Source organism: Achromobacter spanius (genome assembly GCF_002966795.1).
GTDB lineage: Bacteria > Pseudomonadota > Gammaproteobacteria > Burkholderiales > Burkholderiaceae_B > Achromobacter > Achromobacter spanius_D.
Genome location: NZ_CP023270.1, coordinates 5431916 through 5448126 on the forward strand (window position 1 = coordinate 5431916; position 16211 = coordinate 5448126).

Genomic DNA, 16211 nt, shown 5'->3' on the forward strand with positions numbered 1-16211 from the left:
GGCCCGCCGCACGCCAAATGCCGCACGCCAAACGCCGAACCCGCGGCGGGCCCGCAAGACGAACACACGGAACGACCTCATGAACCAAGCATCCGCCACCCCGCGCCCCTCGGGCTGCCCCATCGACCACGCCGCGCTGGCTGCGGCGCAGAGCCCGACGGGCTGTCCGGTCAGCGCGCGCGCCGCCGCGTTCGACCCCTTTGGCGATGGCTATCAGCAGGACCCGCCCGAATACGTGCGCTGGGCGCGAGACCAGGAGCCGGTGTTCTACAGCCCGCAACTGGGCTATTGGGTCGTGACGCGCTACGACGACATCAAGGCAATCTTCCGCGACAACATCACGTTCAGCCCGTCGATCGCGCTGGAGAAGATCACGCCGACGGGGCCGGAGGCCAACGCGGTGCTGGCGTCGTATGGCTATGCCATGAACCGCACGCTGGTGAACGAGGACGAGCCCGCGCACATGCCGCGCCGCCGCGTGCTGATGGATCCGTTCACGCCCGAGGAACTGAAGCATCACGAACCGATGGTGCGCCGCCTGACGCGCGAGTACGTGGACCGCTTCATCGACGACGGCCGCGCCGACCTCGTCGATCAGATGCTGTGGGAAGTGCCGCTGACCGTGGCGCTGCATTTCCTGGGCGTGCCGGAAGAAGACATGGACCTGCTGCGCCAGTACTCCATCGCGCACACGGTGAACACCTGGGGCCGTCCCAAGCCCGAGGAGCAGGTCGCCGTGGCCCACGCGGTCGGCAATTTCTGGCAGTTGGCCGGGAAGATCCTGGACAAGATGCGGCAGGATCCATCCGGCCCCGGCTGGATGCAATATGGCCTGCGCAAGCAGCAGACGCATCCGGAAGTGGTCACCGATTCGTACCTGCACTCGATGATGATGGCCGGCATCGTGGCGGCGCACGAGACCACCGCCAACGCGTCGGCCAACGCGATCAAGCTGCTGCTGCAGCATCCGCAGGCCTGGCGCGAGATCTGCGAGGATCCAAACCTGATTCCCAACGCGGTCGAGGAATGCCTGCGCCACAACGGCTCGGTCGCGGCATGGCGGCGACTGGCGACGCGCGACGTGGAGATCGCGGGCGTGGCGATTCCGGCCGGCTCCAAGCTGCTGATCGTGACCTCGTCGGCCAACCATGACGAGGGCCAGTTTGAAGACGCGGACCTCTTCGACATCCGCCGTGAAAACGCCAGCGATCAGCTCACCTTCGGTTATGGCTCGCATCAGTGCATGGGCAAGAACCTGGCGCGCATGGAGATGCAGATCTTCCTGGAAGAACTGACGCGCCGCTTGCCGCATCTGAAGCTGGCGGACCAGTCTTTTACGTATGTTCCCAACACGTCGTTCCGCGGCCCCGAGCATCTTTGGGTGGAATGGGATCCCGCGCAGAACCCGGAACGCGCCAACCCGGCTCTGCTGGACGGCCGGCATCCGGTGCGCATCGGCGAACCGTCTTCGCACGCCATCACTCGCCCGGTCGTGGTGCAAAGCGCGGAAGCGGCGGCCGACGGCATCGTGCGGCTGCGCCTGGCGTCGCCGGACGGCAAGCCCCTGCCCCGCTGGTCGCCCGGATCGCACATCGATGTGGAATGCGGCGACACCGGCCTGTCGCGCCAGTACTCGCTGTGCGGCGACCCGGCCGAGACCGGCGTGTTTGAGATTGCCGTGCTGCGCGAGGCGGATGGCCGTGGCGGGTCGGCCTGGATGCACGCGAACGCCACGCCCGGCGCACGCCTGCGCATTCGTGGCCCGCGCAATCACTTCCGGATGGACGAGTCGGCCCCGAAACTCATCCTGATCGCGGGCGGCATCGGCATCACGCCGATCAGCGCCATGGCGCGGCGTGCGCGGGAGCTGGGGCTGGATTACGAACTGCATTACAGCGGACGCTCGCGCGGCTGCATGGCGATGGCCGGCGAGTTGGCGGCGCTGCACGGAGACCGGCTGCATCTGCACGTCAAGGACGAAGGCAGCCGCGCCGATTATGCGGCCCTGCTCACCGAGCCGCGCGCCGGCACGCAGGTCTATGCGTGCGGTCCGCAAGGTCTACTGGACGCGCTGGCGGAATGCTGCGCGGCATGGCCGGAAGACGCGCTGCGCGTGGAGCACTTCCATTCCACGCTCGGGACGCTGGATCCGTCGAAGGAACAGGCCTTTGAGGCCGTGCTGAAGGATTCCGGCATCGTCATCACCGTGCCTGCGGACCAGACGCTGCTGACGGCACTGCGCGCCGCCAACATCGACGTGCAGAGCGATTGCGAGGAAGGGTTGTGCGGATCGTGCGAGGTGCGCGTTCTGGAAGGCGACATCGACCACCGCGACGTGGTGTTGACTCGGACGGAACGCGAGGCGAACAACAAAATGATGTCCTGCTGCTCGCGATCGTGCGGGGGGAAGAAGGTGGTGCTGGAGCTGTAGCAAAAAAACGCCCCGGCGTTTACGCCGGGGCCATCCCTGCACCACACACTGCTGCTTGCTCTGTCCGTCCCGATCAGTTCGGGAACACCTTGATCTGGTCGCTCTTCAACACCTCGGGCGTGAGGCTCTTTTCGATCCACGCCATCGACGTATCCGTCACCCCGGGCGTCACCAGTTCGGCCGGCACGATGGTGATGTCGGCCAGGACCTTGAACGGGTACTTGTCGCTCTTCTTGGTCACGCCGAACAGCTGCGCTTCCAAGGCCTGGCCGTCGGCGCGATGCATCTGGATCTCGCGGCCGTAGCCCTTGAAGCTGACGTCGTGCATCGCGGCCGCCACCTGTTCAGGCGTGGGCCAGTTGCCGCCGTTGTCCTTGATGGCCTTTTCGTAGCCGGCCTTCAGGCCGTTGATGCCTTGCACCATGTGATAGACCGAGTAGATCGGGTAGGCGCCGGTCTTGTCGTGGAATTTCTTCACGAAGGCCTGGTGCTTGGGATCGTCCTTGGTTTCCGGGTGCAGGAAGTAGTGATCGCCGCGCGCGCCGACCAGGACGCCTTCGGGCAGGGCGTTGCCCAGGCGTTCCAGCGAGCTTTCGGCCAGCGACAGCACGAAGGTGGAGTTCTTGAACAGGTTGCGCTGCGAGGCCTGGCGCACGAAGTTGTCCAGGTCGCCGCCCCACGAGGTGGAGACGATGACGTCCGGGCGCAGCGCCTGCAGGCGGCTGATTTCGGTGGAGAAGTCGGCGGCGCCGAACTTGGGGAACATCTCGGCGACGACCTTCACGTCGGGCTTGAACTTCTTGAGCGCGGCCAGGAAGATGTCGCGCGAATCGCGGCCCCAGGCGTAGTCCTGATTGACGATGGCGATGGTCTTGAAGTCGGGCTTCACCTTCATCAGGTACAGCACCTGCGCAACCATTTCGGTGGTGGCGTTGGCCTGCGTGCGCACGACGTACTTGTACTTCTTGCCTTCCAGCGCCTTTTCAGTGCCGCAGTCCCACAGCACGTTCAACACCTTCAGGTCCTCGGCCACGGGCGCGACGATGTTGCAGTGGCCGCTTGAAATGGCCGACAGCATCACGCGCGTGCCGCCTTCGGCCAGGCGCCGGTACTCGGACAGCAGCTTCTCGCCGCCGCCGCCTTCGTCGATGTAGCTGGGCACGATCTTCACGCCGTCGATGCCGCCGCCCGCGTTGATCTCTTCGATCAGGATGTCGGCCGCGTCGCGGGCGGGCACGCCGAACACGGACGCCGAGCCCGACAGGAAGGTCGAGATGCCGACGTTCAGTTCCTTGGGTTTGTCGGCGGCGATGGCCAGCGTGGCCAGGCCCGACAGCAGGGTGGCGCCCAGCAGGGACGCCAGTCTTGAGGTCTTCATGGTGTTGTCTCCAGTGTTGTTGATCGGGTCTGTGCCCTTAGAAAACGATGGCGTCGCGCAGGCTGCCGCCGGTGGCGAGGTGATCGAACCCCTCGTTGATCTGGTCCAGCGAAAACGATTGGCCCATCATCCTGTCCACCGGCAGACGGCCGGCCTTGTACAGGTCGATGTAGCGGCTGATGTCGATGGCAGGAACGCCCGAGCCCAGATAGCTGCCCCGGATCTCGCGCTCTTCGCCCACCATCTGCGACAGCGACAGCGGGAAGCTGAACTTGGGATTGGGCAGGCCGGATGTGACCGTGGCGCCACCGCGGCGCGTGAGCTTGTAGGCGGTCTCGAAGGCCGGCACGGCGCCCGCCATGTCAAAACCGAAGTCCACGCGGCCGCCGGCCAGATCCATGAGGTCGTCGTCGGTCTTGACCTGCTTCGGATTGACGAGGTGCGTGGCGCCCAGCGCTTTCGCCAGCGCCAGCTTCTCGTCGCTGAGGTCGATGGCGACCACGCGGCGCGCGCCCGCGGCAACCGCCGCCAGCAACGCGCTCAGGCCCACGCCGCCCAGCCCCACGATCGCCGCGGTGTCGCCCACCTTGATCCGCGCGCGGTTGATGACGGCGCCCGCGCCGGTCAGCACGGCGCAGCCGAACAGCGCCGCCTCGCGGTGGGACAGTTCGACGTTCACCTTGACGCACGAGCGCCGCGACACCACGGCGTATTCCGCGAAGCAGGACACGCCGGTGTGATGGTTGATGTATTCGTCGCCGATGTGCAGGCGGCGCTCGCCGCCCAGCAACGTTCCCTTGGTGTTGGCCACCGCGCCCGGTTCGCACAGCGCGGGCCGGCCTTCCATGCAGGGGTTGCAGCAGCCGCAGCTGGGCACGAACACCATGGCAACGTGATCGCCGGCCTTCAGGTCCGAGACGCCCGGTCCGGTTTCCACGACTTCGCCGGAGGATTCATGCCCCAGCACGATCGGCACGCCACGCGGCCGGTCGCCGTTGATGACCGACAGGTCCGAATGACACAGCCCGGCCGCACGGATCCTGACCAGCACTTCGCCGAACCCGGGCGGGTCCAGCTCGATATCCGCGATGGTCAGGGGCCGGGTCTGCGCATACGGTCCTTCGACCCCCACTTGCCGCAATAACGCCGCTTTGATTTTCATGCGTCTTCATCCACAGAAGTGATCCGGACCGCGGGCGGTCGCGGCATCCGGCATGCCGCGACTCCGCGGCAAGCCGGCGTCCAAACCTATACCGTGCGTCCACCGTCGACGGGGAATTCCACGCCGGTGATGAACTCGGCGGCATCGCTGGCCAGGAACAGCGCGGCCGCGGCCACATCGGACGGCTGGCAGAAGCGGCCGAGCGGAATGGTCGACACGAACTTCGCGCGGTTCTCGGGGGTGTCGGGCAAGCCCATGAAGAGTTCGAACATGCCGGTCACGCCCATGACCGGGCAGATGGCGTTGACGCGGATGCCCTCGCCGCCCAGCTCCACGGCCATCGACTTGGACAGCACATTGACCGCGCCCTTGGACGCGTTGTACCAACTGAGGCCCGGGCGCGGACGGATGCCGGCCGTCGACCCGATGTTCAGGATCACGCCGCGCTTCTGGCGGCGCATGACGGGCACGACGGCCTGGGCCATGTGATAGATCGACTTCACGTTGATGTCGAACATGCGGTCGAAGGTGGCCTCGTCCACGTCCAGCATCGGCTGGTTCTTGTGGGTAATGGCGGCGTTGTTGACCACGATATCCACAGCACCGAATTTGTCGAGCGCGGCGCGCACCGCATTGTCGATGTCAGCGCGGCTGGACACGTCGGCCTTCACGGCCAGCGCGGCGTCGCCGATTTCAGCAGCCACGCGGTCGGCGGCCTCTTTATTGATGTCCGCGATCACGACCTTGGCGCCTTCCTTGGCGTACAGCTTGACGATGCCCTCGCCGAAACCGTTGCCGCCGCCCGTGACGATCGCAACCTTGCCTTGCAACTGGCTCATTTCTTGTCTCCGTATTGTGCGCGGCGATCACTCGCCATAGAACTGAATCAGGGTTTTGGTCGTGCTCATTTCTTCCAGCGCGATGAAGCCTTTTTCCCGGCCGTGGCCGCTTTTCTTGACGCCGCCGAAGGGCAGCTCGACACCGCCGCCCGCGCCGAAGCCATTGATGTAGACCTGGCCGCACTTGATGCCGCGCGCCACGCGCTGCTGGCGTCCGCCGTTCTCGGTCCAGACCGCGCCCAACAGGCCGTAATCGGTGGCGTTGGCCAGGCGGATGGCCTCGGCCTCGTCCGCGAAGGGCAGCGCGACCAGCACGGGCCCGAAAATCTCCTGCGTCAGCAGGTCGCTGTCATGGCTGGTGGCGGCGAAAAGCGTGGGTTTGACGAAGTAGCCGCCCTGCGGCACGCCATCGGCAATGCCGCCTTCGGCCGCGACCTGCAGGCCCTCGGACAGGCCCTTGGCGATGTAGCGGTTGACGCGGTCGTACTGCGCCTTGTTGACGACGGGGCCGCAGGTCAGGTCCATGTCCGGCGTGCCGGCACGCACCTTTGCAAATTCCGCGCCCAGCGCCTTCATGAAGTCGTCGTAGATGCCCTTTTGCACCAGCAGCCGGCTCCCCGCCGTGCAGGTCTGGCCGGTGTTGTGCACGATGCCCTTGACGATGGCCGGAATGGCGAGCTTGTAGTTGGCGTCGTCAAAGACAATGTGCGCCGACTTGCCGCCCAGTTCCAGCACGCACTTGACCGCGTTGAGCGCGGCGGCCTGCTGGACCAGCACGCCGACTTCGTTCGAGCCGGTAAAGGTGATGAAGTTGATGCCGGGATGGCGCGACAGCGCGGCGCCCGCCTCTTCGCCCAGGCCCGAAACGATGTTCAGCGCGCCCGGCGGAAAGCCCACTTCCAGCGCCAGCTCCGCCACGCGGATGATCGACAGGCAGGCGTCCTCGGCGGGCTTGACCACCGCCGCGTTGCCCATGGCAAGCGCCGGCGCCACGCTGCGGCCGAACATCTGCGCCGGGTAGTTCCACGGAATGATGTGCGCGGTGACGCCCAGCGGCTCGCGGATGAGCTGCACCGAATAGTCTTTCTGAAACGGGATGGTCTGGCCGTGCACCTTGTCGGCCGCGCCGCCGTAGAACTCGAAGTAACGGGCCAGCACGGTGATGTCGCCGCGCGCGGTGGACATGGGCTTGCCGGTATCGCGCGATTCCAGTTGCGCCAGTTCCTCGTGGTGCGCCAGCACGCTTTCGCCCAGGCGCATCAGCAGCCGGCCACGTTCCAGCGCCGTCATCTCGCCCCATTCGCCTTCCAGCGCGTCGCGCGCGGCCTGCACCGCCGCGTTGACGTCGGCCTGCTGGCCGCGCGGGATGGTGGTGAACACCTCGCCGTCTACGGGGGAAACGACCTCGATCGTGCGCCCGTCCTGGGCATCGACCTGGCGGCCGCCGATAATCATCTGCGTCATTGGAATGTCTCCGTGGGGTATCAGTTCAGCGTGATCGAGCCGCGCTCGATCGTCCATATCTGGTCGGGGATGTCGCCCAGCAGCTTCACGTTGGATTCGGTGATGACCACGCACAGGTCGGGCTGCATTTCCTTGAGCCGGCCCAGCGCCTCGGTGTAGTCGCGCGCCAGCTTGGGCGCGAGCCCCTGGAAGGGTTCATCCAGCATCAGGAGCCGCGTGCCGACCATGACGGCGCGCGCCAGCGCGACCATCTTGCCCTGCCCGCCCGACAGCGCGGAGCCGGACCGCTTGAGCATGGGCTCCAGCTGCGGCACCACCTTCAGCACGGTGTCCATGCGGGCCTGGATCTCGGCCTTGGACTGGCCTTGCACTTCGCACGGCAGGTGCAGGTTTTCCTCGACAGTCATGGTCGGGAAGATGACGCGGTCTTCGGGCGCGTAGCCCACTTTCATTGCGGCGCGCTTGTGACCGGGCAGCGCGGTGAGATCGGTGCCGTCGAACGCGATCTTGCCGGAGCGGATGCGCGTCAGGCCCATGATGGTGCGCAGCAGCGTGGTCTTGCCCGCGCCGTTGCGCCCGACGATGCCGATGGTGCGCGACGCTTCAAAGCTGGCGCTGACGTCGCGCAGGATGCGATTGCCCGCCAGGTCGACGTTGATGGCCGATAGATTCAACATGGTTCAGGCCCCCAGCACTTCGCTTCTGATCTGCGGATTGTTCAAGACTTCCTCGGGCGATCCGTCCGCGGCCACCTTGCCCGCGATCCACGCCGCCACGCGGGTGGCGTAGCGCGACACGATGTCCACGTCGTGCTCGACGAACCAGCTTGTCACGCGGCGCTCGTCCAGCGCATGCATCACGGTTTCCATCAGCGCGAACTTGTCTTCCGATGCGACACCGCTGGTGGGCTCGTCCATGATCAGCAGCTTGGGCTGCAACGCCAGCGCCATCGCCACGTCCAGCAGCTTGCGCTTGCCTTCGGGCAGCTCGATGCAGGCTTCGTCGGCGTCGGGCAAGAGGCCCACCAGCTCCAGCGTGGCGTCCACCTCGCGCGCGTCGATGGTGCTTTCCAGCGACCGGAACCAGCTCAGTTCCTTGTTGCGGCGCGCGGCCGCGATCTGTACGCACTGGCGCACGGTGTGTTCGGTGAACAGTTGCGGCAGCTGGAACGAGCGCCCCATGCCCAGCCGCACGATCTTGCGCGGCGCCATGGCGGTGACGTCCTTGCCGTCGAAATAGACCTTGCCCTTGGCGGGCTTCAGGTACCCCGTGCAGATGTTGATGAACGTGGTCTTGCCCGCGCCGTTCTGGCCGATCACCGCCAGGCGTTCGCCTTCGTGCAGTTCGAAGTTGATGTTGTCGGCGGCGACCACGCCGCCGAAGGCCAGGTACAGGTCGGTGGTTTGAATGAGGGGTTTCATCTTCAGTTCCTTGCTGCGACCTGCACGGGCGCCTGCGCGCGGCGTTGCGCACGTTCACGCGATTTGATCCGCTTGGTGATCTGACCCACGAAGCCCGTGGGGAACATGAAGATGACCAGGATCAACGTGAGGCCCAACAGGAACTGCCAGAGACCGGGGAAGTACGCGGCGGACACAAGCTTCACGGATTCAAAGCCCACCGCGCCCAGGAACGCGCCGGCGGCATGGCCCGCGCCGCCCAGGATGGTGATGAAGACGAATTCGCCCGAGCGCAGCCAGGAGCCGATTTCCGGCGTGACCAGCCCCTGCATCAGCGCCAGGATCGCACCCGAAAAACCCACCACCACCGCCGACAGCAGGTAGCCCTTCCACATGATGAAGTACGCGGAAAACCCCAGATATTCGATTCGCGTTTCGTTGGTCTTGATGGCCGACAGCGCCTGGCCGCTGCCCGAGCGGAAGTAACGCTGCACCCACCACGCCAGCACCAGCGACAGGACCAGCGTCAGCACCAGCAGCGCGCGTTCGAAGGATTCGCGCTCCATCACGATGCCGGCCATGGTCGGACGCACGATGCGCATGCCGTCGGAGCCGCCGGTCAGCGTGTAAAGCTTGCCCAGGAGTGCAAACAGCACCATGCTGAGCGCCAAATTCAACATGCCGAAGAAGATGCCGCGGTAACGCACCACAAAAAGGCCGATGACGACGGCGGCGACAAAGCTGGCGACGACGCCGGCCAGGATCAGCACCAGCGCATCCAGGCCGGGCACGGCCTTGGCCAGGAACGCCACGGTGTACGCCGAGATGCAGGCAAACATGGCGTGGCCGAACGAGATCTGGCCGGCGCGCGCCATCACCGACACGCCCAGCGCGGCAATCGCGTAGGTCAGGCCGATGACGATGGGCGTGATGGTCCAGGAATAGGTGTAGCCAAGGAACAGCGTGAACAACGCGGCCAGCAGGCTGAGGACAGGGACTTTCATCAGATCGTCCTCGCTTGAGCAACGGTGAACAGGCCGTGCGGTCGGATGATCAGCACCAGCACCATGATGATGTACGGCACGGCGACTTCCAGCTCCGGCGCGGCATACACGGCAATGGAGCGGATGATGCCGATGAGCAGCGCGGCGATCAGCGCGCCGGTGATCTGGCCCAGCCCGGCGGTGGCGACCACCGCGAATGACAGCACCGTCATGTCGGTGCCGGCGCCCGGCACGAGCGACGTCGTGGGCGAGGCCATCGCGCCGCCCAGCGCGCCCAGGATGGTCGCGATGACGAAGGTGACGTAGCCGATCTTCTTGGCGTTGATGCCGAGCGACGTGGCGACTTCGCGGTGGTGCGTGGTGGCCACCGTCTGCTTGCCCAGCTTGGTGTGACGCAGGAAGAATTCCAGGCACACGTAGGCCAGCAACGCCGTGGCGGGAACAACGACCAGCTGATAGGTGGTGTAGGTGATGTCGCCGATCTCGATGTTGCCCAGCCGGTTGACGACTTCGCTGGCGCTATAGGGCTGCGCGCCCCACAGCATGCGCTGGATGTCTTCCAGCATCAGGAACGCGCCGAAGGTGAGCAGCAGCTTGAGGATGGGGTCGTAGTTCTGGGCGCGGCGGATCAGGACGAATTCCATGATGCTGCCCAGCAGCAGCCCGACCGCGATGGCCGCCACGAACAACGCCGCGAAAAGAAGAATGGGAGAGTCGGTCTTGGGGGCCACGAACATGACGAGGCTGGCCGCGGCATAACCGCCGAAGGCATAGAACGCGCCGTGGGCGACGTTCAGTATCCCCATCACACCGAACACCAGGGTTAACCCCATCGATACCAGGAACAGCAGGCTGGCGTATGCCACGCCGTCCACCAAGGCGAGAGGCAGTAGATCCAAGGTCAAGCGTCTTCTCCCAATACGCTGAGCACGGACGCGACGAACCGTCAGGCTCGCGCGGCGTGCGGGCTTGCGCCCCGGGCGCGCCCGGCGCGCCCTTGTCTCGTTATCAACCTTTCCGTGCCGTCTTGCGCAGGCTGCGCGAGGTGCCGGAAGGCCCTTTTATTGCAGGCTGCAGACCCGTCCCGCTACCGCTTTGGGCCTGTCCGCCTGTCTATGTTTGCGAAGTATAGGTAGGGGTTTATCGGCAACCTATTTATCTTTGTGCAAGGCGGGTTTAACAAGCGGTGGAGTGGCGGCGGATGCCTCCAGCGCCGCCAGCGGCGCCCGGGTTTGATAGTCCGGGATAATCCGGATCTGCGCCTCATCCGGCAGGCGTACATAACGGCCTAATCCATCTGGCGCCAGCGCGCCGACGTCCAGCGCGGCCAAGGTCGCGCCCGCGGCATCGCGCACGTCGATGCGCAGTTGCGGCGGCGCGAGGCCGTAGGTTTCGCCGTCCTGCTGCGTCAGCGTGCGGTCGCTGCGGGTCTGCGAAAACAGCGCGATGAAGTCGGCCGCGTCAAAGCCTGCGGCGGCGCCCGGCGGCGTGGCGGTCCAGCCCTGCGGGCCGCGCACCAGCTGCACCGTGCCCGCGGGACCTGCCAACGTCACCTGCGCGGCCATGCCGGGCTCCCAGGCGTAAATCCTGGCGGGCTTGCCGCGGTCGTCGTGCAGATGGGTATGGCCGTCGTGATGCGCCGGCGAGTCGGCGGCCTCGTGCCATTGCCACACCGACAGCGCGATGCCCGCCACCAGCAGCGCCGGCCACAGCGCGCGGCGCGCGTTCACCGCCGCCTCCACCACAGCAGCAGCCCCGTCAGCAGCGCAAGCAGCGGCAAAGCCACCGTGCTGGTCCAGAACACCGCGCGCATCTGGCGGTTGGTCAGTTCCACGCGGCGGTTCTCGTAGTGACGGGGCCGTATCGTCAGGAGCGCGTCCTCGCCCGCCAGCAAGGTGACGGCGTTGGTGAACAGCGCACCGTTGCCCAGCGTGGCGAAATGCCGGTTGATCGCGAAATCGCTGTCGCCCGCGACCAGCAGCGTGGGATGCGCGGCCCCGTCCGCGTTGGCCGCCTGCGCGTTGCGCGTGGCCAGCGCCATCAGCGTGTAGCGCGACGGCGGCTGGCCGGGCACCTGCGCATCGGCCGAGGTCTGCGCCAGCGGCGTCACCACCACGCCGGGCGGCAGCGCGTCGCCCGCCGGTTCCAGGCCGGCCGCGCCCGGAAAGAAGCTGAGCGGCAAGCCGCGCGTCATCTTGTGCCGCGTGTAGTCGCTGACGGCGGGACTGCCGGGATCGTTGCGGTAGTGGCTGCCCGCATCGGCCAGCGCGCCCGGCGCCAGCGCAATGCCGAAGTCCGTCAGCAGACCGTCCAGGCCGTGCGGGGTATCGGGCTCCAGCAGCAACAGCGTCTTGCCGCCCGCGCCGGTCCAGCGGCGCAGCGCCTGGGCATCATCCTCGCCAAACGGCGTGCGCGGGCCGGCCGCCACCACGACGGCGCAGCGCGGCAATGCCTGCGCCAGGCTGCCCGCGCCCACCGCGCGCGTCGAGAATCCCAGCGTCTGCAAGGCGTTGCGCGCCATCGCCATGCCGTGCTGTTCATGCACCTCGACACGCGCCACCAGGTTCTCGTCGTGGTCGTGGTCTTCCAGGTCGTCCAGTGAAGTCAGGCTGTCGAGCGGCGCTTCGCGATGGCCCTGCGTGAAGCAGACGGTCTGCGCACCGTTCTGGCTGATGCGGATGAGCGCATTGGTGAAGTCGGTTTCGGTGCCGCCGTTGATGGTGGTGCGCCGCTCGCCCGAGACCAGCACCGCGCTGCCCGCGAACTGGATGCCGGCGGCGCGCGCCTCGGCCGGACGCAGCGCGGGGTCCACGCCGCGCACGCGGATCAGCGGGTTCTCGCGTTCGTACTGGCGTAGCAGCTCCAGCGCGTCGACCATGCTCTTGTTGCGCAGGTCGTAGAACCAGGTCACCTCGACGGGCTGACGCACCTGCCGCGCGACCTCCAGGCTTTCGGGGGCCAGGCTGTACACGCGCTGCGCGGTCAGGTCGATGCGGCCCAGATGGCGCGACGCCCACAGGTTCAGCGCGAGCAGCAGCGCGGCCACGGCCAGCACGGGCAGCCACGGCGACAGCCGCCGTCCGGCCCGGCGCAAGGCGGGGCTCATCGCAGCCTCCAGCGTTTCAGATTGACGGAGGCCACCATCAGCGCCAGCACGGCCACGCTGGCCAGCGTGACGGTGGCGGGGCCGGGCAGCACGCCGCGGATGAAGTCCACGTGCTGCGCCGACAGCGACAAGGCCTGGAAGAACGGCGAGAGCGCCGGAAACGCATCCAGCGCCGCCGGATAGTCGATGAACCACAGCAGCACGAGGATGCCCCACGTGGCGCTGGCGGCCACGATCTGGTTCGAGCAGGCGCTGGACACGGCAATGCCGATCGCCAGAAACAGCGCGCCGTACAGGAACACGCCGATGTACCCGCCCACGATGGGACCGTAGTCCGGTTGGCCGTACCAGGCCAACGGCAGCACCGCCGACATGGTGCCGGCCAGCATCAGCGCCAGCATGGTCAGCCCCGCCGCGAACTTGGCCGCGACCAGCGTGAAGTCCGACAGGGGCAGGGTCAGCAGGAGTTCCAGCGTGCCCTGCCGCGCTTCTTCGGCAAAGGCGCGCATGCTGACCAGCGGCATCACCAGCATCAGCAGGATGGTCATGTTGTGAAACGCCGTCACCATCTGGCCGGTGCTGACAAAGAAGAGATTGAAGCTGAACAGATAGCCCGACAGGGCCCAGAACACCGCCACGACGGCCAGCGCCACGGGCGAGCCGAAGTCGGTGCGCAGTTCCTTGCGGTACAACGCCGCGAAACCCTTCATGCGCGTCTCCGTAATGGGGGATCGTTGGGCGCCAGCGCCGCCAGCAGGCGGGCTTCGACCGCTTCCTGCGCGGGCAGCACGGCGCGCAGTTCCGCGTGCGCCAGCGCGGTGCGCATGACGGCGTCGCAGGCGGCGGCGTTGGGGGTCGCGTGGATGGCCACGTTCGCACCCGGCGGGTCCCATGTGATGCGCCACTTGCTGGTGCCGGCATCCAGCAGCGTGATGTCCACGGCCTTCACGCCCGGGCACGCGGACAGCGCGGCGTGCAATGCGGCATGCCCGGCGGTGGGCAAGGCCAGCTGCAATTGCAGCGCGGCCCGCGATTCGCCCAGCGGCTGGTCCTCGACCAGCCGGCCTTGCTGCAGGATCGCGATGCGCGAGCACAACGCCTCGACTTCCTGCATCAGGTGGCTGCTGAACACCACCGCGCGCCCTTCGGCGCAGCGCCGGATCATCGCGCGCGCTTCGACGATCTGCACGGGATCCAGGCCGTTGGTGGCTTCGTCCAGCAGCAGCACCGGCGGGTCGTTCAGCACGGCCTGCGCCAAGCCCACGCGCTGGCGCTGCCCTTTTGATAAGCGGCCGATCACCGAGCGCGCCACGCCTTGCAGATCGAATCCGTCGATGGCGCGTTCGATGGCCAGGCGTCGCGCGCTGGCGCCGCCCTGCACTTTCACGCCCGCGCCGAATTCCAGATATTGCGTGACCGTCAGCGCGTCATAGAGCGGCGCGCGTTCGGGCAGATAGCCGATGTCGGCGTTGCCCCGGCCCGGCGCGGGTTCGCGCCCCCGGATCGTGATGCGCCCGCTGTCGGGCGTGTAAAAGCCCGCCATCAGGCGCAGCGTGGTGGTCTTGCCGCTGCCGTTCGGTCCCAGCAGACCCAGGATCTCCCCCGGCCTGACGGACAGGCTGAGGGATTCCAGGACCTGACGGGATCCGAACGACTTGCAGACCTGGTGCAAGGCGACGGCGGGCTCCATGGCGCGCCTTCAGTCGAAGACTTTGGTCTTGGCGTTCTGCGCGTGCTGCTCCGCGTCGTGGCTGTACCAGAGCTGGCCCTGGCGCGCATCGCGGATCTGCTTGAGGCGGTCGATGGCCAGCATGGACGCCGCCGTGTTCCAGGTGATGCCCGGGATGACGCCGGCCTCGTTTTCAGCGGTGTAGATGGCGTCGGCCGCCAGCAGCACGACGCCGGTCTTGGGCAGCTTGACCTGCAGCGACTGGTGACCCTGCGTGTGGCCCTTGGTGTCCAGCAGCACGATGGTGCCGTCGCCGAACAGATCAAAGTCACCCTCGACCTGGATGAAGTCGTAATCGCGCGTGGTGTCGAAGTCCTTCATCACGTAGGCCGCGCGCTGGAATTTCTCTGGCCACCAGGCCGCGCGCAGCTCGGCCTTCTGCACGACGTGCTTGGCCTTGGGGAACATCTTGATGTTGCCGGCGTGATCCAGATGGAAGTGCGAGTACACGACGTATTTCACGTCGCTGACATCAAAGCCGGCGGCCTTGAGCTGGCGGTCGATGACCTCGTCGCGGCCCTGGATGGAATTGAACGCGCCGCACAAGCCTTGGCCCCAGTAGTTGGCGCAGTTGCCGTCGGCCGTGGCCTGGTTCATGCCGGTGTCGAACAGCACCAGGCCGCGCGGATGCTGGATCACGTAGGCCGGCACCGGAATCTTGATCTTGGTGCCCACGTCGACCATGGCGGTCATGAAGCCCTTGTCCAGCTCGATCTTGCCCACCGACAGCTGCATCAGCTTCACGTCCACCGGCGGCGCATCGGCGGCGTGCGCCCATCCTCCCGCCATGACCGCCACCGCCCCAACCATTGCCTTCCAGCTCTTGCTCATTGTTGTCTCCTCGGACCAACAGGGGTAAGCCGCAGCCCGGACGGCGCGGCCGATCAGCAAGCTCCCGGTGTGTCCCGGGTTTACATCGTCGACAGGGTGTTTTCCGTGCGAAGGCGCCTTGCGGCGGACCACGATCTCAATGCGCGGCCGGAAACGGCATCTGGCGGCCGTTTTCTCTGTTGCGCACTCTGACGCAGCCCGGTTTGGCTGCCAATTAAGGATTTGTGAAGCAGGGCTTCGCCGCGCACGAAGTGGGGGGAACCCTAGTGATCCAGACGGTCCGGCATGGCAAGATGCGCCATGACCACACCCTTCACCCCGCCCAGCTACAGCAGCGCCCCCGACGTCAACTGGACTACCGCCGACCTGTGCGACACCTGCATGGGTCAGGCTGACTGGGACCTGCGTGTATTACCCCCCGTCTTTCGCGCGTTCGGCGGACGGTCCTGGTATTTCGGCGAGGTGGTGGCGGTGCCATCGCCCACCGCAGACGGTGCGCTGTCGCTGGCGGGACTGCTGGCGGAGCCGGGACTGGGCCGCGTGCTGGTGGTGGATGGGCTAGGCAGCGCCGCGCACGCGATCCTGGGGGACCGCATGGCTGGCATGGGCGTGCAGAACGGCTGGAGCGGCGTGCTGGTGAACGGGCAGGTGCGCGACACGCCGGTCCTGGCCCGCATGCCGCTGGGCGTGCATGCGCTGGGCGCGATGCCCAACCGGCCCGCGGCCATGGCGCCAGCGCAGGCGGGTGAGCAGGTACGGATTCACGGAGTGACCGTGCGGACGGGCGACTGGCTCTATGCCGACACGGACGGCGTCATTGTGTTGGCGCGCCGTCACGTGCCGGCTGGCGGCTGAGGCGGCCAGCGA

General features: G+C 66.8%; 15 protein-coding genes. 2 read left to right on the forward strand and 13 right to left on the reverse strand.

From position 1 onward, the window contains the following. Positions 1 to 79: 79 nt before the first annotated feature. Positions 80 to 2431 (forward strand): cytochrome P450/oxidoreductase, encoded by a 2352-nt coding sequence (locus CLM73_RS24620; RefSeq protein ID WP_105240653.1) that lies wholly within the window; start codon positions 80 to 82, stop codon positions 2429 to 2431. A gap of 73 nt (positions 2432 to 2504) precedes the next feature. On the opposite strand, the gene CLM73_RS24625 is transcribed toward CLM73_RS24620, so the two are convergent. The 13 genes from CLM73_RS24625 to CLM73_RS24685 form a co-directional block, all read right to left on the reverse strand. Next, the gene (locus CLM73_RS24625) at positions 2505 to 3809 is read right to left on the reverse strand and encodes an ABC transporter substrate-binding protein (RefSeq protein ID WP_105240654.1); all 1305 of its coding nucleotides are present in this window, start codon (positions 3807 to 3809) and stop codon (positions 2505 to 2507) included. Between the two features lie 37 nt (positions 3810 to 3846). Beyond that, positions 3847 to 4971 carry a zinc-dependent alcohol dehydrogenase family protein gene (locus CLM73_RS24630; protein ID WP_105240655.1) on the reverse strand — a complete coding sequence of 375 codons (1125 nt, stop codon included), beginning with the start codon at positions 4969 to 4971 and terminating at the stop codon, positions 3847 to 3849. Between the two features lie 86 nt (positions 4972 to 5057). Then, a complete protein-coding gene (locus CLM73_RS24635) occupies positions 5058 to 5810 on the reverse strand; it encodes a glucose 1-dehydrogenase (protein WP_105240656.1) in 753 nt (250 codons plus the stop codon). A 27-nt stretch (positions 5811 to 5837) separates the two neighbouring features. Further along, positions 5838 to 7274, reverse strand: coding sequence for an aldehyde dehydrogenase family protein (locus CLM73_RS24640; protein ID WP_105240657.1), 1437 nt, complete (start codon positions 7272 to 7274; stop codon positions 5838 to 5840). A gap of 20 nt (positions 7275 to 7294) precedes the next feature. Continuing rightward, entirely contained in the window at positions 7295 to 7951 is a 657-nt protein-coding gene (locus CLM73_RS24645; RefSeq protein WP_056559215.1) for an ABC transporter ATP-binding protein, read from the reverse strand. Positions 7952 to 7954: 3 nt separating this feature from the next. Further along, a complete protein-coding gene (locus CLM73_RS24650; protein ID WP_105240658.1) occupies positions 7955 to 8695 on the reverse strand; it encodes an ABC transporter ATP-binding protein in 741 nt (246 codons plus the stop codon). Between the two features lie 2 nt (positions 8696 to 8697). Continuing rightward, positions 8698 to 9678: a branched-chain amino acid ABC transporter permease gene (locus tag CLM73_RS24655; protein ID WP_105240659.1), complete on the reverse strand. Its 981-nt coding sequence runs from the start codon at positions 9676 to 9678 to the stop codon at positions 8698 to 8700. Beyond that, on the reverse strand, positions 9678 to 10583 hold the full coding sequence (locus CLM73_RS24660) for a branched-chain amino acid ABC transporter permease (RefSeq protein ID WP_105240660.1): 906 nt from the start codon (positions 10581 to 10583) through the stop codon (positions 9678 to 9680). The genes CLM73_RS24655 and CLM73_RS24660 overlap by 1 nt, the downstream gene beginning before the upstream one ends. 246 nt (positions 10584 to 10829) lie before the next feature. Then, on the reverse strand, positions 10830 to 11408 hold the full coding sequence (locus CLM73_RS24665; protein ID WP_234015736.1) for a DUF4340 domain-containing protein: 579 nt from the start codon (positions 11406 to 11408) through the stop codon (positions 10830 to 10832). Further along, the gene (locus CLM73_RS24670; RefSeq protein WP_105240662.1) at positions 11405 to 12784 is read right to left on the reverse strand and encodes a GldG family protein; all 1380 of its coding nucleotides are present in this window, start codon (positions 12782 to 12784) and stop codon (positions 11405 to 11407) included. The genes CLM73_RS24665 and CLM73_RS24670 overlap by 4 nt, the downstream gene beginning before the upstream one ends. Continuing rightward, positions 12781 to 13494: an ABC transporter permease gene (locus CLM73_RS24675; RefSeq protein WP_105240663.1), complete on the reverse strand. Its 714-nt coding sequence runs from the start codon at positions 13492 to 13494 to the stop codon at positions 12781 to 12783. Before CLM73_RS24675 ends, CLM73_RS24670 begins: the two co-directional genes overlap by 4 nt. Further along, the gene (locus CLM73_RS24680; RefSeq protein ID WP_105240664.1) at positions 13491 to 14474 is read right to left on the reverse strand and encodes an ABC transporter ATP-binding protein; all 984 of its coding nucleotides are present in this window, start codon (positions 14472 to 14474) and stop codon (positions 13491 to 13493) included. The genes CLM73_RS24675 and CLM73_RS24680 overlap by 4 nt, the downstream gene beginning before the upstream one ends. Positions 14475 to 14483: 9 nt before the next feature. After that, a complete protein-coding gene (locus CLM73_RS24685; protein ID WP_105240665.1) occupies positions 14484 to 15344 on the reverse strand; it encodes an N-acyl homoserine lactonase family protein in 861 nt (286 codons plus the stop codon). 300 nt (positions 15345 to 15644) lie between these two features. On the opposite strand from CLM73_RS24685, the gene rraA reads away from it, so the two are divergent. Continuing rightward, a complete protein-coding gene (gene rraA, locus CLM73_RS24690) occupies positions 15645 to 16199 on the forward strand; it encodes a ribonuclease E activity regulator RraA (RefSeq protein ID WP_158685925.1) in 555 nt (184 codons plus the stop codon). Positions 16200 to 16211 lie beyond the last annotated feature (12 nt).

Bases quoted from the DNA above. Each gene is read 5' to 3' on its own strand.
- CLM73_RS24635 (WP_105240656.1), bottom strand. From the start codon at position 5,810: ATGAGCCAGTTGCAAGGCAAGGTTGCGATCGTCACGGGCGGCGGCAAC.
- rraA (WP_158685925.1), top strand. From the start codon at position 15,645: ATGACCACACCCTTCACCCCGCCCAGCTACAGCAGCGCCCCCGACGTC.
- CLM73_RS24640 (WP_105240657.1), bottom strand. From the start codon at position 7,274: ATGACGCAGATGATTATCGGCGGCCGCCAGGTCGATGCCCAGGACGGG.
- CLM73_RS24685 (WP_105240665.1), bottom strand. From the start codon at position 15,344: ATGAGCAAGAGCTGGAAGGCAATGGTTGGGGCGGTGGCGGTCATGGCG.
- CLM73_RS24650 (WP_105240658.1), bottom strand. From the start codon at position 8,695: ATGAAACCCCTCATTCAAACCACCGACCTGTACCTGGCCTTCGGCGGC.
- CLM73_RS24630 (WP_105240655.1), bottom strand. From the start codon at position 4,971: ATGAAAATCAAAGCGGCGTTATTGCGGCAAGTGGGGGTCGAAGGACCG.
- CLM73_RS24645 (WP_056559215.1), bottom strand. From the start codon at position 7,951: ATGTTGAATCTATCGGCCATCAACGTCGACCTGGCGGGCAATCGCATC.
- CLM73_RS24620 (WP_105240653.1), top strand. From the start codon at position 80: ATGAACCAAGCATCCGCCACCCCGCGCCCCTCGGGCTGCCCCATCGAC.
- CLM73_RS24670 (WP_105240662.1), bottom strand. From the start codon at position 12,784: ATGAGCCCCGCCTTGCGCCGGGCCGGACGGCGGCTGTCGCCGTGGCTG.
- CLM73_RS24655 (WP_105240659.1), bottom strand. From the start codon at position 9,678: ATGAAAGTCCCTGTCCTCAGCCTGCTGGCCGCGTTGTTCACGCTGTTC.
- CLM73_RS24680 (WP_105240664.1), bottom strand. From the start codon at position 14,474: ATGGAGCCCGCCGTCGCCTTGCACCAGGTCTGCAAGTCGTTCGGATCC.
- CLM73_RS24625 (WP_105240654.1), bottom strand. From the start codon at position 3,809: ATGAAGACCTCAAGACTGGCGTCCCTGCTGGGCGCCACCCTGCTGTCG.
- CLM73_RS24675 (WP_105240663.1), bottom strand. From the start codon at position 13,494: ATGAAGGGTTTCGCGGCGTTGTACCGCAAGGAACTGCGCACCGACTTC.